We start from the raw sequence: 22,230 nt of genomic DNA, 5'->3' as shown, positions 1-22,230 counted from the left end.
CTGCGGTAGACCTAGGGGCTCCCCCCAACGCGCCGAAGCCCCTCGCTGACATCCACTGTGGTCATGGCGGCAAGGTCGGCCGGCAATATCGGAGCGTCGCATGGCTCTAGTAAAGCTGGCGTCACCTGGGCAGTGTCGCCTGAAGGTCGACGAAGTAAGCGCGCCAATGTGGCGACCAACTGCTCGGGGTCAATAGGCTTGGTTAGGTGATCGTCCATACCGGCCGCCCGGCTGCGCTCGGCGTCCTCGTCCATTGCAAGTGCAGTCATAGCCACAATAGGCAGCCGCGCTAGTGACCCACAGCCGGGGCTACTGGCTAGGCTGCGGATTCTGCGCGCGGCCTCCAGTCCATCCATCACTGGCATCTGCAGGTCCATCAGAACCGCATCGAAAGAATGCGCCAGCACGCGCTCGACAGCCTGCTCGCCGTTGACCGCGCAGGTCACGACTGCGTCCTCCCGCTGCAACAACTCCAGCGCGAACTCACGGTTGGTGTCGTTGTCGTCGACTAGAAGAATTCTTGCACCGGCGATCCGTCCCAAACGAATCTTGTCAGCAGCCATGGTGGTCGCAGGTTGCGTCGGCTGTTCAAGCTTGCGAGTACCCAGCGTCTGAATCACCGCATCGAGTAGGTCCATCGGGGACACCGGCTTGAGCAAGAGCCCGTCCAAACCGAGCTGGCGCGCCAGTACTTGCGACTCGGCGCCCCCATCGCCGGTCAACATCAGTACCTTTGGCCGATACACCAGGGAGTTGTCGGCCTCCATCTGCCTCACCAACTCATGGCCATCCATGACAGGCATGCGCCAATCGACCAACATCAGGTCAAAGGGGCGCGCCGCTTCCTCACGCAGAGCCTTTAGCGCTGCGAGCCCATCGGCAGCTGTGTGGACCTGCATGCTGAACTGGCGAAGCATTTCCGCCAGGATCTGCAGCGTGGACGCGTTGTCGTCGACAACAAGGACCCGCGCACCCTGGAGCAACTGGCTACCCTCCCTGTCGCGAGTTCCACGCGACACTTCGGCATCTCGAGCGATGCCCAGGCGGACCGCGAAGCACATTGTGGTGCCAAGTCCAGGGCTGGACTCCGCAACCCATAGCCGTCCACCCATCAGAGTGGCCAAGCTTCTCGAGATAGCCAGGCCTAGTCCGGTGCCTCCATAGCGTCGAGTCGTGCTTTGATCAGCCTGACTGAAGTTCTCGAACAGACGCTCTTGTGTCTGTACGTCCATGCCGATGCCTGTATCGCGCACCCGAACCTCAATGGCCAAGTCCACATCCGTTAAGTCGACGCTTCGCAAGGCCAGCTCTACCTCTCCACGTTCCGTGAACTTGATTGCATTGCCGCACAGGTTCAACAGAATCTGCCCTAGCCGCAGCGGGTCCCCTACCAATCGTGTTGGTATGTTCGGATCCAGCCGAACGAAGAACTCCACCCCCTTGCTCTCGGCCTCGAAGCTCAGCGAATCGCTGACGCGCCGCAGCACACTGGGCAGTTCGAACGCCACATTCTCCAGTTCAAGCCTGCCAGCTTCGATGCGGGAGCTGTCCAGAATGTCGTTGACGACACCGAGTAAGGCCTCGGCTGCACCCTGGGCCTTCAGCAGACGATCTCGCACCGCCGCCGACAACTCATCCTGGAGTGCCAAGTACAGCATCCCAAGCACGCCATTCATCGGTGTGCGGATTTCGTGGCTCATGTTCGCCAGAAATTCACTCTTGACGCGAGTCGAGCGCTCCGCCCCCTCTTTGGCCATTCGCAACTCGGCCGTACGCGCTTGGACTTGAGCTTCGAGGTTGGTCCGCTCGGCCTCAAGTGCCTCGGCAGTCGCGCGCAGGTCCTGGGTCCGCAAGGCGACCTGCCGCTTAAGCCAAAGACTGGCGGCTAGCAGTGCTACAAGGACCGTGCCCAACGCCATCAATAGCAGCGTTACCCACCGCGGGATCACGGCTGGCGGCGACGGCATCATCGCGTGGTGCAGCGCCTCGAAGTACACCGAGTCTGGCTGCTGTCGCCAGGCCTCCAGGTGCGCGTCTATGCGCGCCAGTAAGTCAGCATGCCTGCCCTTTGCGGATGCGACGTAGAGGTTGCTCGGCAGAAAGACGATCGGGGTCTCCCTGAGGCGGTACTTTCCGCCATTTCTGGCCGCGAAGAAGCTATTGGTGACCACTGCGTCGGCTGCTCCGGACACTACGGACGCATAGCCCTGGTCCAGAGAGGCCACAGGCAGGGCCTGGAAATCCAGTTGCATGCCGGCCATCAACTGGGTGAAAAATGACTGCTGGATGCCACCCTGCAGCAGCGCCACCCGCATGCCCGCCAAATCGGCCAGCTTGGCGATCCGCAAGTTGGGATGGGTGTAGACCTGTGACCAACTGCTGGCTACCGAAACTGCATTGAAGTCGAGCTTCTGAGCTCGCTCATCCGAGAACGCCACATCGGGCATCAAGTCCAGACGTCCTTGCGACACGCGCTGGATGCAATCCGCCCATTCACAAGGCTCATAGCGCAACGTCCATCCCTCGGCCTCGGCTGCGGCATCCAGCAGTTCGACGAAGAGGCCTCGCGGATGTCCGTCAGAGTCGGTGTAGATCTTCGGAGCGTTCTCATAGAGGCCCACCGAAACGACGCGATCCGCAGCGTGCGCCTGACCGTTGAACAGTCCACACATGCCTAGCGTCAGCGCCAGAGCCAACAGAGGCGGCGATAGGGTCATGAGACAAGTGAACCAATTCAGGGACATGACGAGGAACCATCGCAGTAGTGAGGCGCGATGGCTAGACCTCGGCGTTGGGACGAGTAGATGACGAAGGGTACCCTCTGGCGCAGATTGGTATCGAGCATGTCCCACGGAATTCCCCCCACTTCTTTGGCGTTGGTCGCAACGAACCTACCCAGGCATAGGGCGCAGTGCACAAGGAGCCCGTGGGTCGGGATCAACGGCCGGCAAGGCATAGGACCAAGAAGGCAAGCTTGGCTAACCATGCCCTTCAGTGGCGGGTCGGCCATGTGTCGCACCGGCGGGTGCTTCGCCAACTAAGAAGTCCGGGCCATGGTGATCGAGATCATCTACGGCAAGACCAGAGTTGAAGAAGCTAGCAGCACCAATGAGCCGCGGGCCTCGGGGATGGAGAGCGGGGCGCGATGGTCGTCGGGGCGCCGAAGACACCGTGAATGCCAGGCCCCAAGATGTTAACGAGCAGTACCTGCATCGGCTGGGATAGGCTACAGATAACGCGCAAAATCTGTAGCCGCTTTTTCGGTGTGAGCACCCCACGCGCGAACCTCAGCACAGCACGTTTTTCCAAGGCCCAAGCCAGTCGGCGTTTATCGCGTACTGGCCGGCCGCCGCGTACGCGCCCCTATCAGGACCACGCCTCCCCCAGCGCCTTCGCCTGCTGCAACACTAACTCCACCGCCGCCTCCTGCTGGTCCGGCGGGTACTTGTACTTGCGCAGAATGCGCTTGACCATCAGCCGCAGCTTGGCCTGCACGCTTTCGCGGGCCGACCAGTCGACGGTCAGGTTCTTGCGCAGGCTCTCGGCCAGTTCGTGGGCGATCTTCTTCAGCGTCTCGTCGGTCAGCTCGCGCACCGCCGATTCGTTATTGGCCAGCGCATCGTAGAAGCGCACCTCGTCCTCGTTCAGGCCCAGTTGCTCGCCGCGGCATGCGGCCTCGCGGAACTTCTTGGCCATCTCCACCAGCTCTTCCATCACCTGCGCGGCCTCGATGGATCGGTTCTGGTAGCGCTGCACCACGTTGGCCAGCATGTCGGAAAACTTGCGGCTCTGCACCACGTTGCTGGCAAAGCGTGACTTGATTTCGCCTTCGAGCAGGCGCTCCAGCAACTCCACGGCCAGATTGCGCTCGGGCAGGTTGCGTACCTCGGCCAGGAAGGCGTCGTCCAGGATGCCGATGTTGGGTTTGTCCAGGCCCACGGCGTCGAAGATGTCGACCACTTCCTCGGACACCACGGCCGAGCTGATGATCTGCCGGATCGCCAGTTCGCGCTCCTCGTCCGACTTCTTCTTGGCGCTGATCTCGCGCTTGGTCAGGATCACCTTCACGGCCTGGAAGAAGGCAACCTCCTCGCGCACGGCCTTGGCCTCATCCAGCGTGCAGCACAGCGTGAAGGCCTTGCTCATCGCCAGCGCCAGGTCGGCGAAGCGCTTCTTGCCGTCCTTCAGGCCCAAGACGTAGTTCGCCGCTCCCGCCAAGGTCTTGTGGCCGCCGGTGAGGAAGTCGCTGTAGTCGAACCCATGACCGTTTGTACCGGCCAGCATGCCGCGCAGCGCGTCCAGCTTCTCGGCCAGCACGCTGTAGGCCTCGTGCGCGTCCACCGTCGGCCGGCCGCGGCCCTGCGCTGCGGTGTATTCCTTGAGCGCCGACTTCAGCTCGTTGGCGATGCCGATGTAGTCCACCACCAGGCCGCCCTGCTTGTCCTTGAACACGCGGTTCACGCGCGCGATGGCCTGCATCAGGTTGTGGCCCTTCATCGGCTTGTCGACGTAGAGCGTGTGCACGCAGGGTGCATCAAACCCGGTGAGCCACATGTCGCGCACGATCACCAGGCGCAGCGGGTCGGTCGGGTTCTTGAAGCGCTTTTCCAGCCGCTTCTTCACCTGAGCGCTGTAGATGTGGGGCCGCAGCAGCGCCTTGTCGCTGGCTGAGCCGGTCATCACGATCTTGATGGCGCCTTGCTCGGGGTCGGGGCTGTGCCAGTCGGGCCGCAGCCGGGTGATCTCGTCGTAGAGGTGCACGCAGATCTCGCGGCTCATGGCCACCACCATGGCCTTGCCGGCGGATGTTCCCAAAGGATTGGCCTTGTTGCGCTCCTCGAAGTGCGCCACCAGGTCGGCCGCTACCTGGGCGATGCGCGGCGCGGCGCCCACCACCTTCTCCAGCGCCGCCCAGCGGCTCTTGAGCCTGGCCTGCTGGCTTTCTTCCTCGTCCTCGGCCAGTTCGTCCACCTCGTCGTCGATGGTGGCCATCTCGTCGGCCTTGAGGCCCAGCTTGGCCAGCCGGCTCTCGTAGTAGATGGCCACGGTGGCGCCATCTTCCTTGGCCTGCTGCATGTCGTAGACGCTGATGTAGTCGCCGAACACCGCGCGCGTGTCGCGGTCCTCGCCCGACACCGGCGTGCCGGTGAAGGCGACGAAGGTGGCGTTGGGCAGCGCGTCGCGCAGGTGCTGCGCATAGCCCACCTGGTACTTCGCGCTCGGCGCGAACTCGGCCCGGTGCTCGGGTGGCTCGCCATCGCCGGTGGTCAGCGCGCTCGGTGCCTTGGGCGCCGACTTCGGCGTCTTCAGCTTCGCCTCAAAGCCGTACTGCGTTCGGTGCGCCTCGTCGGCCATCACGACGATGTTGTGGCGGTTGGAGAGCAGCGGGAACGTGTCCTCGTCTTCGCCCGGCATGAACTTCTGGATGGTGGCGAACACGATGCCGCCGCTCGGGCGGTTGCCCAGCAGTGCGCGCAGCTCCTGCCGCGTGTTGGCCTGCACCGGCTGCTCGCGCAGCAGGTCCTGCGCCAGGCTGAAGACACCGAAGAGTTGCCCGTCCAGGTCGTTGCGGTCGGTGATGACGACGATGGTCGGGTTCTCCATCGCCGGCTCCTGCATCACGCGCGCAGCGAAGCAGGTCATCGTGATGCTCTTGCCGCTGCCCTGGGTGTGCCAGACCACGCCGCCCTTGCCGCGCAGCCGCGCGTCACTGCCCGGACGCGAGGCCATCACCACCTGCGCAATGGCAGCCCGCACCGCATGGAACTGGTGGTAGCCGGCGATCTTCTTGACGAGTTGGCCATCGTCTTCGAAGAGCACGAAGTAGCGCAGATAGTCGAGCAGGTAGGCCGGCGCCAGCACGCCGCGCACCAGTGTCTGCAGCTCATGGAACTTGCCCAGCGGATCGAGGGTGACGCCATCGATCGTTCGCCAGGCCATGTATCGCTCGCTGTCGGCCGAGAGCGAGCCCAGCAGCGCCTCGCTGCCATCGGACACCACCAGCACCTCGTTGGTCTGGAAGATGTCCGGGATCTGCGCCTTGTAGGTCTGGATCTGGTGGAAAGCCTTCCACACGTCGGCGTTCAGGTCCGCCGGGTTCTTCAGCTCGATCAGCACCAGCGGCAGGCCGTTGACGAAGAGCACGATGTCGGGCCGGCGCGTGTGGTGCGGCCCGGTCACCGAAAACTGGTTGACGGCCAGCCACTCGTTGCGCGGCGGGTTGGCCCAATCCACCAGGCGCACAAAGTCGCCGCGCGTCTCACCGTCCTGCTGGTATTGCACCGGCACGCCGCCCACCAGCAGCCGGTGGAAGTGGCGGTTGGCGGCCAGCAGCACCGGCGTGCCCAGGTCCAGCACCTGGCTGATGGCGTCCTCACGGGCCGCTGCGGGCACGGTCGGGTTCAGCGCGGCCACCGCGGAGCGCAAGCGCCCCAGCAGAATCACCTGGCGGTAGTTGTCGCGCTCGGGCGTGTCGCCATCGGGCGCGATGTCCGGCCCATGGCGGTGCTGCCAGCCCACGTCGGCCAGCCATGCCAGGCACTCCTGTTCGAGCTGGTCCTCCGTCATGGGCGCCAGGTCCCTTCGCTGAGCAGTTCGACGTAAGCAGCGTAGCTGAACAGGCGGTTCTTCTTCTGACCCGTCAGCTCAGTGAGTATCCCCAAGTCGTGCAGCAGCTTCACCGCGGCCGTGGCGGTGGGAAAGGTCGTGTCCAGCTTCTGGCGCACCTGTTCGATGGTGAAGCGCGGCATCAGCGGCAGCAGCTCGAACAGGCGCAGCGCCACGGCGCCCACGCGGGGCGCGGCCAACAGGCGTTTGCGGTCGGCGTTGATCAGGCTGGCCATCGCGACGATGCCGCGCTCGGCGTCGGTGGCCGCGGCCTCCACGCCATCAAGGAAGAAAGCAACCCACCCTTCCCAGTCACCCCCTTCCTTGTCGGTACTGCGAACGGCCGACAGCCGCCGGTAGTACTCCGCCTGGTGCTGCTTGAGGTAGCCGCTCAGGTAGACCAGCGGCTCGGGCAGCAGGCCCCACTGCTCCAGCATGGCGGCAATCAGCAGCCGGCCGATGCGCCCGTTGCCGTCCAGGAAGGGGTGGATGGTCTCGAACTGCACATGCACCATGGCCACCCGCACCAGCGGCGGCAGCGGCGTCGGCGCAGGCGCCGGGTCATGGATGAAGCGCTCCAGGTCGGCCAGCAGTGCAGGCACCCGGTCAGGCGGTGGCGGCACGAAGGTGGCACGGCCCGGCCGCGAGCCGCCAATCCAGTTCTGTGAGCGCCGCAGCTCGCCCGGCTGCTTGCCGGCGCCGCGTGCGCCGTCCAGGAGCAGCCGGTGGGCATCGCACAGCAGCCGCACCGAGATCGGCAGGCCGGACTGGCTGCGCAGGTTGTCGCGCACCAGCCGGAAGGCGCGCAGGTAGTTGGTCACCTCCTCGACATCGGCCGTGTTGGCCAGCACCTGGCCAGCCTCGTCGTCGAACAAATCGGTCAGCGTGGCCTGGGTGCCCTCGATCTGCGAGGTGAGCAGCGCCTCCTTGCGGATGGCACTGTATAGCAGCCAGTCGACCGAGGGCACCAGGCCGGCCACGCCCGCCAGGCGGGCCAAGGCCATCTCGGCGCGGTGGTTGGCGGCGGTGTAGCTCTCCGGCGCCAGTGGCGGATCGGTGGGCGGCAGCGCATGGGGCACGAAGGCCTGCACCGCCTCGCCCAGCGTGGTGGTGGTGATGGTGGTGCCGGTGGTGCGCATCGTATGAAAGCTGGCTTGAGCAGCCGGCAGTCATAGTAAAGCGTTCTTTAATTTATGGGAAGACTGCGAAAGCTGACTTGCGGAAGCCCGCGGTGCCAGCACCTGTACACTCTCGGGCCAAGTGGATCGGGGGTTCCTGGTTGGCGCTACAGCCTCGGTGGGTTCGCCGGGGCTTTTCGCTTACTGGTCTGCAGGCGTCCTGGGCACTTAGCAAGTGCGCTTAACAAGCTAAGCGCCAAGCCTTTGATTTCAAAGAGATTTCAGGAAGAAGGTAGGCGCCAGGCAGGACTGCTAAGTGGTCTGCTAGGTAGGCTCCATTACCTGCCTAAGGTTCAGCCTGACCCGGCTCTTCTGTTCGGTAAGACTGCATCTCATGGGTTGGCGTGGCTGGGAAGGCCCGCCGAATGCGCTGTGTCTTGACGAGTTCGTCCAGATGGTTTCGCCGGAGGTAATCTGGATGGCGATTCAAAAGTTCGGCCAGGACGTTGAGGCGGACGTAGCGGCCCTGGCACACCGCCAGGATGACCTGCCCCATGGCTACCGGATCCCTCAGCCGCTTCTTTTGCCGAGGCAAACTGGCACGGGCTTCCAGTTCGTCGCGAAAACCCCGTGACAATGCCGAGAGGTCATCGACGATCGGCGCGTCCAGATGGGGCGACACCAGGCAGCCATCCCCGTCTCTACGCGAATTCGTGTCAGAGAGGCCCACCGTGCCGTCCACAGCAGCCTCCAAAGATCCGGAGCGACCATCCTTATGTCCGGAGCTCGCGCCGCTATGTACGGAGCTGGGATCGCTACCTCCGGAGCTGACGTCGATAGATACGGAGCCCGCCTCAAGGGTAAACACCTGCTCCGGTGAAATCGGCGCGGCGCCGGGCAGGTGGTAGACCTTGGAACGGTACTGACCTTGCGACTTCAGCAGCCCGTCCCGCTCCAGACGCGCCAAGGCCAAGCTCAGGTCGTGTGGATGCTCTCCGCAGATGGCAGCCATGCGCGGATGGTTCACCACACCCTCGATGGCTGCTGTCGCCAGGATCATGCGCTCCAGCGCGCTGGCGCCGTCGAACCGCTCCCCCAGGGAGGCGCGCAATTGAGCGACCACCGCCTCCGGCAGCAGGTCGAGCATGTGCAACTCCAGCAGGGTCTGCTCCGGTTCGTCTTTCTCCCTCAGCAGAGGCTGCCGCCAGTGCTGACTGGTCCAGCCGCTGTAGATCTTCGGCATGCCCGACCCGCCCCGTTCCCCAAGCCCGATCAGCAGGAACATCTGGTGAAGGATGCGGTTGCGGCAGTCGCTCTCGCCACCGCGGATGACCTGGTCGATCGGCAGACGCAGCCGACCGGGATTACGGAAGCCGAACATGTCCGGCCGCTTGACGACCAGCACTGACAGCCGACCCGTGTAGTCGGCATGAACGAGAGTGTTCACCAGGGCTTCGCGCAGGGCCTGGTGCACCGGCGTGTCATCCTGCCGCTGCCCATCCTTGACGGCGAAAGGCACCTTCAAGTCGGCCACCAGCTTGCGATAGACGCGCCGGTAGAACTCAAACAGGTTGCCGCTCCAACTGCCATCGGGCACCAGGCGGTCCACCCACCGGCGCTCGGTCTTGGCCTCCGGGCGCTCCTGGTAGTCGAGGAAGTAGTGGGGGCAGGCCTCCTGGATGGCGGCCCATGTACCGAACATCAGCAAACCCGCCAGCGTCGGCCCGCTGGCACCGGATTGCCGGTCCCGCCGCCATGCACGCAAGCTGGTCAGAAAGTCCTGGTCGCCTTGCTCTAGGTAGGGGTGCCCTGGGCGCTCGTCCTTGAGCATCTGGCGATAGATGCGAAGGCTCTCCGCATCGAAGTCATCCAGCCCGAATCCGGCCATGACGCGAGCATCCCGCTCGTCTTCCACTTGCTCGGCCAGCATGCGCTTGACCGATTCCTCGTCCACAAAACGGTCGCCGTCGTTCAGACGCCGGTAGGTCTGCGTGAGGGGCTGGCCATGCAGAAACACCGGCCGCTGCTTTCGTCCAGCCGCAGGCACATGTACAGCCAAGATGACTCGACCATCTACGAGGTGCTCGCGCACGTGGCTGTCATCCAGGAGGTTGGCGCTGACCTTGGCCGAGTTGTTGAGGTTGTTGAACAGTTCCGCCCGAACCTTGGACGGGTTGCGAAGGCCCAACGCACTGAATTGCCCCTGGTGTTCTCGCACCCCCAGCAACACCACCCCACCCTGCGTGTTGGCCATGGCTGAGTAGGTGGGCCAGAAGTCCTTCGGCACCTCGCCGTCGCCCGATGCACCCTGAGCGAGCTTGCACTCTAGGTCCACCGTTTCGCGCAGCAACGAGAAGTCGTCGAGCGTATGCAGGTCCAGCATCAAAGGGCAGCCTTCGCAATGGCCTCGGCTTCGGGCAGGCGGAGCTGGCCGGAGATCAGGCGGGGAAGCAGCGTGTCTCGAATGGCAGCGAGCGACCGGCACGCCTGCTTGTTGGCAACGATTCGCGCATAGAGCGGATCGGCGACCGCTCCGAAAGCGACGAGCACGTCGCCAGGCGGCACCAGTGCGACGAAGCGGTCAATGTCCCCCTTGCCGAGGTGAATTACCGTGGTCGCGGTTTCGGTGGCCTCGATGTACGCAAGTTGCGGCTCGATGGTCGCGCGAACGAATGCGGCCGGGACGCCCCCCTTCGGCCGAAAGACGCAGACCCGCTGATTCAGCCAAGCCTGCTCGCCACCCCAGAGGTAGGCCCGGAACTCACCGTCCATGCCAACCACGATATCGCCGGGTGTGAGGAGGTAGCCCTTCGGATGCAATTCGTCCGTGTGCACGCCCGGTGCCTCATCACGCAGATCGCGAATGCGAACGAGCGGACGGCCGATGCCGTCGCTGTTGAAGCGGCTCGATGCGAACGGCGCGCCATAAACGACCTGCGCGACTTCGTAGATCGATGCCTCCCTCCAGCCCCGCGGAGCGGGACCACGGCGTGTCTCGTCGAACCCGTCCGGAAACAGGGCCGCCGTGGCTTCGTCCATGCCGGCCGGGGCGAGGCCTTGGCTCTTGGCGCGAACGGGATCGAAGTCGACGAACCACGACTTGAACAGCGCCTGCGCGATGGCTTCGAGGGTGGCGTTGGTGTCGCGCAGGAGGGCGATTCGGTCGTCGAGTGCGCCAACGAACTCCGAAATGAGCTGTTGAACCCTCAGCGGAGGAACCTCGACTTCCAGAAGACGCTGCGCCGTGATTGGAACTTGATTCCTTGTCGAAAGCCCCATCACGCCTGCTAACTGATTCTGGAAATCGCGGCTCTCAAAGAAGCCCGCCAGGTAGCGGGGGAGCAGTCGTGATGGGTCTAGCCTGAAATACGTCAGCGACGTACCAATCAGTGCTTGACCATTGAACTCAGGCACGACTGCAACTCTGCCAACAGTAGCGTTGTGAGAGAGCAAAACATCACCGGCTTGAATGAATCCGTAGGGCAAGCGAGCGGCCTTTTCCCTCTTAAGCTTTTGCGCCGCACCGAAGTCAATTCGGCCACCATTGACAACCTTTGCCGTCAGCAGGGGAATACCTTCGTCCGAAAAGTCTTCGATCCTTGGGTAGAGCGATCCAAAGTTGCCATCCTTGTGCGCCGAAATGACTCCTGCCTTAATCAAGTCGCCAATCGAAAACCGCCCGACAAGTTCATCAGAACTCATATCCCAGACCTCCGAGCTTCTGCCGGATTAGCTGATCAAGCTCCGCCCCCTTCGCCATCTGCTCTCCAAGCTTCTCGGTCAGCGCCTGCATCTTGGCCTCGAAGCCCTCGCTGTCGTCCTCGACGGCTTCAGCGCCCACGTAGCGCCCCGGCGTCAGCACATGCCCATGCTCGGCAATCTCGGCCAACGTGACGCTGCGGCAGTAGCCCGGCGTGTCAGCGTACTCATCTGCGCCCACATCACCGCGCCACGCCGCCACGGTGCCGGCGATGCGCTCAATCACCTCGTCCTTCAACTCGCACTGCACCCGGCTGATCATCGTCGCCAGCTTGCGGGCATCGATGAACAGCACCTCGCCGCGGCGCTGCCGCTTGTCCTTCACCAGGAACCACAGGCAGGCCGGGATCTGCGTGTTGAAGAACAGCTGCCCCGGCAGCGCGATCATCACCTCCACCACATCGGCGTCGACCATCGACGCGCGGATCTGGCCTTCGTTGTTCTGGCTGCTGCTCATGCTGCCGTTGGCCAGCACGATGCCGGCGCGGCCGCCGGGCTTCAGGTGCCACAGCATGTGCTGCAGCCAGGCGTAGTTGGCGTTGCCCTGCGGCGGGTCGCCGTACTCCCAGCGCGCATCGCCCGACAGGCTGGCATGCCACCAGTCGCTGATGTTGAACGGCGGGTTGGCCAGGATGAAGTCGGCGCGCAGGTCGGGGAACTGGTTCTTGGTAAAGGTGTCGGCCGGCTCGCGGCCGAGGTTGAAGTCGATGCCGCGGATGGCCAGGTTCATCGCGGCCAGGCGCCAGGTGGTGGGGTTGGCCTCCTGGCCGAAGATGGCCACGTCGCCCAGCCGGCCACCATGGCTGAGGATGAACTCCTCGCTCTGCACGAACATGCCGCCGCTGCCGCAGCAGGGGTCGTACACCTTGCCGTGGTGCGGGGCCAGCACGGCCACCAGCGTCTTGACGATGCTGCGCGGTGTGTAGAACTGGCCGCCGCGCTTGCCCTCCGCGCTGGCGAACATGCCCAGGAAGTATTCGTAGACCTGGCCCAGCACATCGCGCGCGGTGGCCGCGCTCTCGCCGAAGCCGATGGTGGAGATCAGGTCCACCAGCTCGCCCAGCTTGCCGTCGGGCAATTGCGCGCGGGCGAAGCGCTTGTCGAGGATGCCCTTGAGCTTGGGGTTCTCGGCCTCGATCAGGCTCAACGCGTCGTCAATGCGCTTGCCGATGTCGGTCTGCTTGGCTGCGGCGCGGATGGCCTCCCAGCGCGCTGCCTCAGGCACCCAGAAGACGTTGGCCTCGCGGTAGTAGTCGCGGTCTTCCAGTTCGGCGGCGATGTCTTCGGGCGCGGCACCGTCCAGGTGGTACTCGTCGGCCGGGTCGGCAAAGCGCAGCGTCAGCTCGGCGCGACGGGCCTGGAAGGTGTCGGAGATGTACTTCAGGAAGATCAGGCCCAGCACCAGGTGCTTGTACTCGGCCGCGTCCATGTTGGCGCGCAGCTTGTCGGCGGTGGCCCAGAGGGTCTTCTTCAGGTCGTCGATCATTCGGGCTTGTTCTTGGTCGGCCGGCGTCGGTATGCAGGCGGCTCAGTCTAGCAATGGGCGGCGGTGCCGCCCGCGCGGCGGTGGCCTTGTCGAAGTGTCCACCCGCGATTGGACAGTTGCACCCGCGCCGCGAAGCACAGGGCCGCGAAAGGGCACGAGAAGGGCTGCGAGGGCCTCTGCCTCTCTGGCGGGCGTGGGCATGAGTTCAGAACAGTCGGGCCACTGCCGTTGTCCACGGCGCCGGCCGGTCGGCGCCTGCGACGTACCGGCCGGCCGGCGCGGTGGGCAACACCCGGCATGTTGGCGGTGAACTTCGCTGCCCGATCGCTTGCGTTGCTGCGCCGAGTTTTCTATCATCTGAGCGCGCAATCAGCTTCGCCCTTGGCGAACAGCGAAACACCGATAGGCCCCCGAAAGAGCGGTGGGACCGACGGCCCGAGATGGGCGTTGGTTCTGGGGTTTTCTTCTCTTCCACACCCCCAGGGGATGCCAGCATCCCCTGCTCTGCGGGTTCTGCTGCGTCTCCTCCATTCCCTAGGAGATCAGCAGATGATGTCAATCCATCTCAATCTGCGCCAGCGCGACTTTCTTGCTGGTGTGGTCCATCGCGTTGCGCTGTTGTACGCGCTCGCCTTTGTGGCCCTGTCCTGGCAACGCCAGGACGGCTGGCTGATGATCTGGTACCTGCCGCTGTGGCTGGTGGCCAGCAACGTGGCTGCGCAACTTCGCAAGGAGCTGCAGCATGGATGACAGCACCTGGCGGTTGATTGCCGCAGCCTATGTCTCATTCCTGGCGCTGATGGCCGGACCCCTGTGGGTGGTCTGGTCAGACTGGCGCAGTCGCCGCTGATGCAAGCGGCCTTCTGAACACGGCAGCGCCCACCGCGGGTGGCTGCCGCAGCTCGCGGGGCGTCACTGGCGTTGCCAGTGACGCCGCCGCCACCCCCGCGCCAGCTGGACCTCTCCGCGCCCTGCGGCAGTCTGGGCTGCTGCGTGACGCCACTGCGTGACAAGTTGGACCGGTGGCGCAATGCCGCGCAGACTGGTCCACCACGAAGAGCTGCTCGCTCGCTGATCTCTGAACTGACAGGCGCAAGGCCTGTCTTGCCGTGCGCCCGCACGGCCGCTGACCCCGCGTTCCAGGGGTTGGCATGCGCGTCTCAAGGGTCGGCCCCACCAGGGCTGCACACCAAGGCGCATGCCCGCCAATGCCGTGCGTACTGCGGCGGCGACCACCACGTCTCAACAGTACCCCACCGGAGTGGTGTCCGGAGGTCCTTGCTCTGCTGCGGCAGAGGTCCGGGTCAGGCACGCCTGCCAGGACGACCAGAAACACTGACCCCAACAGACACACCGCCCCCCGGAATTCGACTGTTCAGAGAGGACGCAAGCGATGAAGAACCTGAACTTTCAGCTGCGCCAGCTGTCGGCACGCAACCGCGATGGCAGCCATGCCACGCAGGCGAACCGCGAGCGCATGCTGAGCCTGATCGCCCACCAACTGGATGCGCTGGGCTACCGCGACCTGCACGCCGACAACCTGCGCGAAAAGCATGTGGCCGCGCTGGTGAGCCATTGGACCGAGTCCGGCATCTCTGCCGCGACCATCAAGAACCGCCTGGCCGCGGTGCGATGGTGGGCGGAGAAGATCGGCAAGGCCAATGTGGTGGCACGCGACAACGCCACCCTGGGCGTGGAGCGACGCAGCTATGTGACCAACGAGGACAAGGCCAAGTCGCTGACCGAGGCGCAGCTGGAGCGCGTGAGCTCGGCCCATTTGCTGGCGTCGCTGGCGCTGCAGGCGGCCTTTGGGCTGCGGCGTGAAGAGTCCTTGAAGATCCGGCCGGACCTGGCCGATGGCGGCAACGTCTTGAGGCTGCAGGGCTCCTGGACCAAGGGCGGTCGGCCACGCGAGGTGCCGATCGTCAACGAGGCGCAGCGGCAGGTGCTGGAGCAGGCCAAGGACCTGGCCGGAAAGGGCAGTCTGATCCCTGAAGGCCTGACCTACCGCGAGCACCTGGCCAGCTTCCGCGCGCAGTGCCAAAGGGCCGGCATCAACGGCGTGCATGGGCTGCGGCACCGGTACGCGCAGGAACGCTACGAGGCGAAGACCGGCTGGAAGGCACCGGCTGCTGGCGGGCCCACACGGCGCGAGCTCAGTGGCGAGCAGCGATCGGTCGACGCGCGGGCGCGGCTGGAGATCTCGCTCGAGCTGGGCCATGCGCGCGAGCAGATCGTGGCCATCTACCTGGGGCGCTGAGCATGGAACGCCTCAACACCCCACTGCTGTCTGGCGAGCCGCTGATCGCTGTGTCGCCGTCGGTAGCGCGCTACCTGGACCCGGCCTCGGCCATATTTCTGCAGCAGCTGCACTACTTTGCCGGGCTAAAGGCGCAGGACCCCCAGCGCCATGCCGACTGCCTGATCGATGGCCGCTACTGGGTCTATTGGAACCAGCGCGACCTGCTGCAGCGCGTGCCGATCGGGCTGTCGATCGACCCACACAAGCGGGTGATCCGCCAGCTGCGCGAATGCGGCGTGCTGCTGGTGGAGCAACACCGCAAGCAGCACTGCGATCGCACCAACTTCTTCGCTATCGACCATGAACGGCTGCAGGCGGTGCTGGCCGCAGCGAAGAGCAGCCGTCCCACCGGTGGCAGCGCCACCGATCGACTGACGATGGGTGTCTTGGTGGATCAGCAGCACAGCCCCCCACCGGCGGGTGGCCTGGACGCCGACCACTGTACAGAGATGTCTTTCAAGAGATCTCTCAAGACCACCACACCCCAGGTGGAGGTGGTGGTGAGAGACGACTCTCCTGGCGCAGCGAACGATGCGGGTTTTGATGCGCTTGTCGACACCAGCGGTGAGGCCAAGACGCTGGCGCTCACCACCGCCGCCGAGCCCTACCGCGCGACGCTGCAGCACTGCGTGGCCGAGTTGTCGGCCGACGACCAGCAGCGGGTGGCAGACGAGTTCTCGGACCGCATGGAACGCGCTGCACTGGGGCAGGTGGCCCCGATCGGCGACACCGTGGCCTGGCTCGGTCGCTTGGTGGCGGCCGTGCAGGGCGGATCCTTCCAGCCCAGCGGTGGGCTGCGCATGGCCTTGCGCAGGCAGGCGCAGCACCGCCAGCAGCAGGCACCGGCCGCAACACAGCCCGGCGATACGCCGGACGCACAGGCCGAAGCCCAAGCACGCGCACAGTGGCAGCGGCGCCTGGCCCTGGCCGGTGAGGCCGAGCTGCTGGCCTGGGCCGAACGCGCCGCCGCAGCCGCCTGGCCGCCGCGCGCCAGGCTGGCCCGCGAAGCCGTGTTGGCTCGGCAGATGCCCGTGGCGCTGGAGGCGGTGGCGGTGATGAAGGGCTGGCGCGACCTGCACGGTGACGTGCCCGTGCAGCCATGAGCCGGCCCACCCTGCCACGCGGCCTGAGCTACCTGGCCGCCATCGAGTACGCCGGCGTCAAGCGCAAGACCTTCGACACCCACTGGCGCCCGCGGCTGACACCGATGCGCCAGGGCGCCTGCCTGATCTTCGACAGGCACCAGCTCGATGCCCTGTTCGATGCCCTGCTGCAGGAATCCGCTGAGCGCTGTGGCCCGGCCAGCCCGTCGACACCCGCAGACTCGCAGAGGCAGAATGGCCCCAGGAATGAGTGGCCCAGCCTGGAGAAAGGAGCACATCCATGGGCCAAAGAGGACTCTACCAAGACGCCGCCGGCTATTGGCAGGTCGACAAGCAGTACCGGGGACACCGACTACGCGAGCGTTTCAGCACGCATTCGCAAGCGCAGGACTGGTTGATCCGGCAGACCGAGCGGCTGCGTGCCGTGCTGGTCGACGGTGAGCGGGCGGTGCGTCGCTTTGACGAGGCGGCCACCCACTACCTGCTGACCTACCAGAGCAAACCCACCATCGTCACGGAGTCGCATTTGCTGGACGCGGTCATGCCCGACATCGGTCACCTGGGCCTGCACCAGGTGCACGACGGCACGCTGGCACCTTTCATCAGGCGCCGGCTGGCCCAGGGCCGCTCGCACAAGACGGTCAACCTCAGCCTGGGCGTGGTGCGTCGCATCCTTAACCTGGCGGCGCGCCACTGGCGCGACGAGAACGGCAACACCTGGCTGACGCATGCGCCGGCCATCACGATGCTGCCGCTGGTAGGCCATCAGCGCGAGCCCCGACCGATCACCTGGAGCGAGCAGCGCGAGCTGATGCCCCGCCTGCCAGCGCACCTGGCGCGCATGGCCTTGTTCGTGCTGAACACCGGTGTGCGTGACGACGTGGTCTGCAACCTGCGCTGGGCCTGGGAGATCCAGGTGCCGGAGCTGGGCATTTCCTTGTTCGAGGTCCCCCGCGAGCATGTGAAAGGCCGGCGTCGACCGCGGGTGGTGGTGTGCAACAGCGTGGCGCAGCAGGTGATCGAGTCGGTGCGGGGCATGCACGAGGACTACGTCTTCGTGTACCGGCGCGAGCGGGTGAAGAACCTGGCGCTGCCGGCGCAGATGCCCTACCGACCGGTGCAGATGATGAGCAACACCGCCTGGCAGCGGGCCCGCAGGGAGGCGGGCCTGGGAGACCTGCATGTGCATGACCTGCGGCACACCGTGGGCATGCGGCTGCGGGAGTGCGGCGTGCCGGAAAGCACGGTGGCCGATCTGCTGTGGCACAGCACGCGCTCGATGACCCAGCACTACAGCGTGGCGCAGATCGTGGAGCTGCATGCCGCGCTGGAGAAGATCCGCGAGGACAGCGGACGCTGGAACAAGAGCCTGGCCACGCTGCGGCGCGAGCATGAGGAGCGACAACGCGAGGGGCGTGGGGGAAAAGTCCCCGAAAAGTCCCCAGCCCAAAGACAAACGGGTTAGACGCCGAAGCATCTAACCCGTTGATCTAGAACGCAAATTCTGGCGCGGCTGGCAGGATTCGAACCCACGACCCCTTGGTTCGTAGCCAAGTACTCTATCCAACTGAGCTACAGCCGCATTGCAGGCAGTGCATGGCTACTAGGTAAGAGCCGCTCGCTGTCTGCAGAAGCTAGCAGTATAGCAGGCTTTTGGCGCGCTGCACAAGCGGGCCTGGCGTTTCGCGGTCAATCGAGTCCGGCGGCGCGCTGCTCGTGGCGGGCGGCGGTGGCCTCGTCGTCCTGTTCCCTGGCGAGCTGGGCCAGGCGGCGCAGCGCGTCGCGGCGAACGCGGGCGGGCAGTTCGTCGGCGGCGGCGGTCTGCTCCAGCGGGCGGCGGGCCTTGCCCCAGAGCTGGCGCTCTGCGAAGACGGCGCCGGCGGCGGCCACCAGCGGGGCTTCGTGGCCGTGGCGGGCCAGGGCGGTTTCCACGCAGTTGAGCCAATCGGTGCCAGCGCCGGCGGCGCAGGTCACCAGGGCCAGCGACAGCTCCTTGCGGGCGTCGGGCTCCAGGCGGGCGATCTGGTCCCAGGCGGGCTGCAGCCACTGGCGGCCCTGCTCCGGGTGGCCCAGGTCGCAGGCGCGGCGGGCGGCGCGGGCGAGCACCCAGGCGTCGGCGCGCTCGCTGGCGTCCAGCGCCTGCCAGACGTGCTGCAGCTGCTGCAGGTCGTAGCCAGTTTCCAGGGCCTCGATGGCCAGCGAGCGCAGCAGCGAACGCGCCGCTTCGGCCGAGAAGCCCTGGTGCTTGGCCAGCAGCCGCGCGGTCTGCAGCGCCATCAGCGGCTGTCGCTTCATCCGCGCCGCCTGCAGGCGCAGACGCAGCGCCTGGGTGCGGCGCGCCACGCCGGGCGGCAACTCGCCCAGCAGGGCCAGGCTGCGGGTGGCGTCGCGGTCGTCCAGCGCCCATTCCGCGGCCAGCAGTTGCACACCGTCGGCGGCGGCGCCGGGCAGGTTGCGGTCGCGGGCCATGGTCAGGGCCTGGCGCACGCGTTCATCGCGGCCGCGACGGTCCTGCAGGCGGTGCTGCCCGCTGGCGGCGGCCATCTGGGCCAGCACCGAGAAGCCGACGTCGCCCTTCAGCTCGGGCACGTCGGCCTGCAGCTCCAGCGCACGCTGGGCGGCACGCTGGGCGCGCGCGTAGCGGGCGGCCAGCAGCTCACGCCAGGCCTCGCGCAGTGCGGCATGGGCAGCGCGCTCGCGCTTGAGCAGGCGCCATTCCCGCGCCCGGCCGGGCAGGCTCAGCAGGCCGCTGGCGGCCTGCAGTGCGGCAAAGGTCAGCAGCACCGCGCCCAGCAGCAGCAGCAGGAACAGGTTGAGCGACAGGTCCAGGCGCCACTGGTCGTAGAAGACCGACACCAGCGCATCGTTGCGGCCCAGCACGGTGGCCGACACCACGGCCACGGTGAAGATCAGCACCAGCCAGATCAGCGAGCGCATCAGCGTCCTGCCACGGCGGCGGCCAGCGCCGCCAGGGTTTCCTCGGGCCGCGGCAGGCTGACCTGGCGGGCCTGCTGGGCCACCTGGCGGGCCAGCTCGCTGGTGGATTGCACGCGCCGCGAGCTGCGGTCGAAATAGCGCTCCAGCATCTGCTGGGCCTGGGTCAGGTCGGCCTGGGCCAGATCGAACTGGCGCGACAGCAGCGACAGGCGCGCATTGAGCAGGCGCAGCTTGAGGTTCTCGCGCAGGAAGAAGCCCTGCTCGGGGGACATCAGCGAGGCCTCGGGCCGGTCGATGCGGGTGACGCGCAGCAGCGAGCGGGCCTCATGCCAGACCGCAGCGCTGAAGCGGTCCCAGACCTCGCGCCAGGCCAGCCCCTCCAACGCCGGCGCCGACGCCGCACGGGCCGCCGCCGAGGCGGCCGGCGCAGCGGCCGACGCAGCCGCCGGACGGCGCTCCGGCGTGCTCAGCAGCGGCAGGTCGTCGACCTGGCGCACCGCCTCGTCCAGGCGCACGGCCAGCGCGGGCACATCCACCACCTGGGCGGCGCGCACGCGGTCGAGATCGCGCACGACCGCGCGGCGCACCCGCTCCATGCGCGGCTGGTTGTAGCGGGCCAGGCGCTCGTCGGCCTGGCGCAGCGCGGCCACCAACGGCTCGGCGCTGCCGGTGATCGCCGACTGCTGCAGCGCCACGCGCAGCGAGGCCTCGACATCGGCCAGCACGTTCTCGTCACGCGAGCGCGACATCGACTGCATCAGCTCCTCGACCTGGCTGCGCTGCAGCGCGGTCTCGGCGACGCGGGCTTCGAGCACGCCCAGCTTGCCCTGCATCTCGGTGCCCGCCTCCTGGGCCTGGCGGGCGAGCAGTCGGGCCTCGGTGGCCAGGTCCTGGCTGCCTTGCTGGCGGCGCACCAGTTCCTGTTCGAGCTGTTTCACGCGCTGCTGGGTGTTCCAGGCCAGCACCGCGGCGGCCACGCTGGCGGCACCCACGGCCGCCAGCCCCAGCGCACGCCAGGGCACGGTCTGGGCACGGGTCACAGGGGCCGATGCGGGTGCCGAGGCCGCTGCAGGTGCAGCGACCGGCGACGCAGGCAGGACCGGGGCCGCCACAGGGGCTTCGGCCGGGGTCTCGGAGGGCTGGGGATCAGGGCTCGCCATTGGGCGCCGATTGTATCGACGCCCCTTGGCCCCAGACCTGCGCCACCGCCTCGACGCCCACGCCGATCAGGTCCACCGTACCCAGGCCCAGCGACTGCGCCGCAGCGGCGATGCGCGGATGCGTCACCAGGCAGCGCGCGCGCGACCAGTCGGCGCCGGGGGCGGCGGCGGCCAGGTGCTCCAGCCCTTCGCTGCTGCTGAACAGCCAGCAATGCGCTTCGGGCGCGGCCAGTGCGTCGCTCAGCCACTGCTGCTGCTCAGGGGTCCAGCGCGCCGCGCCGCGCGCATAGCCCTGCACCCACTGCACCTGGGCGCCGGCCGCGCGGGCCGTCTCGGCGAACCAGTCGCGGCCGCCCTCTCCCCGCACGATCCAGACCGGGCGACCGCGCCAGTCCTCATGCCTGAGCTGCTGCCACAGGTGTTCGGAATCGAAGGCCGTGGCATCGGCGCCCGGCGCGACGATGGCCTCGGCCGGCACGCCCTGCCCACGCAGCGCCTGCACCGTGCCCGGACCGGTGGCCCCGGCACGCACGCCCGCCGGCCAGGCGGCGTCGAAGAAGCCGGCGGCGGCGCTCTGCAGCACCGCATTGGGGCTGACGAACATCACCAGCGCCCCTGGCACCAGCGCAGCCCGGGCGGCGCGCAGCGGCGCCGGATCGGGCGCCGGCCCCACGGCCAGCAGGGGCAGCGCCCGGGCCTGCAGACCCAGCGCCTGCAGCCGCCGCACCCAGTCGCTGGCCTGCGGCTCAGGCCGCGTGACCAGCAGCATCGGCGCGGCAGGCGCGGGCGTCATCCGGCCGCGCCGGCGGCCAGGTAGGTGTCGCCGCCCTGCTGACGCAGTTGCGCGGCAGCGGCATGACCCAGGGCCTCGGCGGCCGCGGTGTCGGCAACGGGCCCGCTCAGCCGCGCGCGCAGCAGCGGCTGGGTGGGATCGGCGGCGTTGCCCAGGGCCACCTCCAGCTGCATCTGGCCGTCGGCCACCACCGCGTGCGCCGCCAGCGGCACCGAACAGCTGCCACCCAGCGCGCGCGACACCGCGCGCTCGGCATGGGTGGCCAGCCAGGTGGGCGTGTGCACGAAGGCCTGCAGCGCCTGGCGCAGCGCGGCGTCGTCCTCGCGCACCTCCAGGCCCAGCGCGCCCTGGCCGGCGGCCGGGATCATGCGCTGCTCGTCGAAGACGGCGCGGATGCGTGCGCCCAGGCCCAGGCGCTTCAGGCCGGCCGCGGCCAGCACGATGGCGTCGTAGCCGCCCTCATCCAGCTTGCGCAGCCGGGTGTCGAGGTTCCCACGCAGCGGCTCGATGCGCAGATCGGGCCGCATCGCCTTGAGCTGCACCACACGGCGCAGGCTGGAGGTGCCCACGCAGGCGCCCTGGGGCAGCGCATCGACGTTCTCGTAGCGGCTGGAGACGAAAGCGTCGCGCGGATCCTCGCGCTCGAGGATGGCCGCCAGCACGAAGCCATCCGGCAGGTCCATCGGCACGTCCTTCAGCGAGTGCACCGCCAGCCGGGCGCGGCCGTCTTCCAGCGCGGTTTCCAGCTCCTTGACGAACAGGCCCTTGCCGCCCACCTTGGACAGGCTGCGGTCGAGGATCTGGTCGCCGCGGGTGGTCATGCCCAGCAGTTCAGCCTTGAGCGACAGCTCGGCTGCCAGGCGGTCGCGCACATGTTCGGCCTGCCACAGCGCCAGGCGGCTCTCGCGGGTGGCGATGACGACGGTGTCGGGTTGAGAAGAATTCATGTCGGCGGATTATCCGCGC

General features: G+C 66.8%; 15 protein-coding genes and 1 tRNA gene. 5 read left to right on the top strand and 11 right to left on the bottom strand.

Going from position 1 to position 22,230, the window contains the following annotated elements; translation table 11 throughout:
* Positions 1-11: 11 nt before the first annotated feature.
* The 6 genes from KAK07_RS02540 to KAK07_RS02515 form a co-directional block, all read right to left on the bottom strand.
* On the bottom strand, positions 12-2,717 hold the full coding sequence (locus KAK07_RS02540) for a response regulator (protein ID WP_210858825.1): 2,706 nt from the start codon (positions 2,715-2,717) through the stop codon (positions 12-14).
* Positions 2,718-3,366: 649 nt separating this feature from the next.
* On the bottom strand, positions 3,367-6,567 hold the full coding sequence (locus tag KAK07_RS02535) for a type I restriction endonuclease subunit R (protein ID WP_210858823.1): 3,201 nt from the start codon (positions 6,565-6,567) through the stop codon (positions 3,367-3,369).
* Entirely contained in the window at positions 6,564-7,745 is a 1,182-nt protein-coding gene (locus tag KAK07_RS02530; RefSeq protein WP_210858821.1) for a Fic family protein, read from the bottom strand. Before KAK07_RS02530 ends, KAK07_RS02535 begins: the two co-directional genes overlap by 4 nt.
* 325 nt (positions 7,746-8,070) lie before the next feature.
* On the bottom strand, positions 8,071-10,107 hold the full coding sequence (locus KAK07_RS02525; protein WP_210858819.1) for an RNA/DNA-binding domain-containing protein: 2,037 nt from the start codon (positions 10,105-10,107) through the stop codon (positions 8,071-8,073).
* Positions 10,107-11,426: a restriction endonuclease subunit S gene (locus KAK07_RS02520; RefSeq protein ID WP_210858811.1), complete on the bottom strand. Its 1,320-nt coding sequence runs from the start codon at positions 11,424-11,426 to the stop codon at positions 10,107-10,109. Before KAK07_RS02520 ends, KAK07_RS02525 begins: the two co-directional genes overlap by 1 nt.
* Positions 11,416-12,969: a class I SAM-dependent DNA methyltransferase gene (locus tag KAK07_RS02515; protein ID WP_210858809.1), complete on the bottom strand. Its 1,554-nt coding sequence runs from the start codon at positions 12,967-12,969 to the stop codon at positions 11,416-11,418. The genes KAK07_RS02520 and KAK07_RS02515 overlap by 11 nt, the downstream gene beginning before the upstream one ends.
* A 552-nt stretch (positions 12,970-13,521) precedes the next feature.
* On the opposite strand from KAK07_RS02515, the gene KAK07_RS02510 reads away from it, so the two are divergent.
* From KAK07_RS02510 to KAK07_RS02490, 5 genes are all read left to right on the top strand, one after another.
* Positions 13,522-13,719 (top strand): hypothetical protein, encoded by a 198-nt coding sequence (locus KAK07_RS02510; RefSeq protein WP_210858807.1) that lies wholly within the window; start codon positions 13,522-13,524, stop codon positions 13,717-13,719.
* A 643-nt stretch (positions 13,720-14,362) separates the two neighbouring features.
* A complete protein-coding gene (locus KAK07_RS02505; RefSeq protein WP_210858804.1) occupies positions 14,363-15,229 on the top strand; it encodes a phage integrase N-terminal domain-containing protein in 867 nt (288 codons plus the stop codon).
* A 2-nt stretch (positions 15,230-15,231) separates the two neighbouring features.
* Entirely contained in the window at positions 15,232-16,374 is a 1,143-nt protein-coding gene (locus KAK07_RS02500; RefSeq protein ID WP_210858802.1) for a hypothetical protein, read from the top strand.
* On the top strand, positions 16,371-16,772 hold the full coding sequence (locus KAK07_RS02495; protein WP_210858800.1) for a hypothetical protein: 402 nt from the start codon (positions 16,371-16,373) through the stop codon (positions 16,770-16,772). The genes KAK07_RS02500 and KAK07_RS02495 overlap by 4 nt, the downstream gene beginning before the upstream one ends.
* Positions 16,769-17,839, top strand: coding sequence for a tyrosine-type recombinase/integrase (locus KAK07_RS02490; RefSeq protein ID WP_210858799.1), 1,071 nt, complete (start codon positions 16,769-16,771; stop codon positions 17,837-17,839). Before KAK07_RS02495 ends, KAK07_RS02490 begins: the two co-directional genes overlap by 4 nt.
* Positions 17,840-17,879: 40 nt before the next feature.
* On the opposite strand, the gene KAK07_RS02485 is transcribed toward KAK07_RS02490, so the two are convergent.
* The 5 genes from KAK07_RS02485 to hemC all read right to left on the bottom strand — a co-directional run bounded on the left by KAK07_RS02485 (position 17,880) and on the right by hemC (position 22,211).
* Positions 17,880-17,956 (bottom strand) — tRNA-Arg (locus KAK07_RS02485).
* 107 nt (positions 17,957-18,063) lie between these two features.
* Entirely contained in the window at positions 18,064-19,311 is a 1,248-nt protein-coding gene (locus KAK07_RS02480; protein ID WP_210858798.1) for a heme biosynthesis HemY N-terminal domain-containing protein, read from the bottom strand.
* Positions 19,311-20,351, bottom strand: coding sequence for a uroporphyrinogen-III C-methyltransferase (locus KAK07_RS02475; RefSeq protein WP_310740687.1), 1,041 nt, complete (start codon positions 20,349-20,351; stop codon positions 19,311-19,313). Before KAK07_RS02475 ends, KAK07_RS02480 begins: the two co-directional genes overlap by 1 nt.
* A 106-nt stretch (positions 20,352-20,457) precedes the next feature.
* On the bottom strand, positions 20,458-21,264 hold the full coding sequence (locus KAK07_RS02470) for a uroporphyrinogen-III synthase (protein WP_210858796.1): 807 nt from the start codon (positions 21,262-21,264) through the stop codon (positions 20,458-20,460).
* Entirely contained in the window at positions 21,261-22,211 is a 951-nt protein-coding gene (hemC, locus tag KAK07_RS02465) for a hydroxymethylbilane synthase (RefSeq protein WP_210858792.1), read from the bottom strand. Before hemC ends, KAK07_RS02470 begins: the two co-directional genes overlap by 4 nt.
* Positions 22,212-22,230: the final 19 nt, after the last annotated feature.

It is taken from the genome of Ideonella alba, assembly GCF_018069875.1.
Taxonomy (GTDB): Bacteria; Pseudomonadota; Gammaproteobacteria; order Burkholderiales; family Burkholderiaceae_C; genus Ideonella; species Ideonella alba.
The sequence above is the reverse complement of the archived record's forward strand: the minus strand, read 5'-3'. Positions and strand labels throughout refer to the sequence as shown.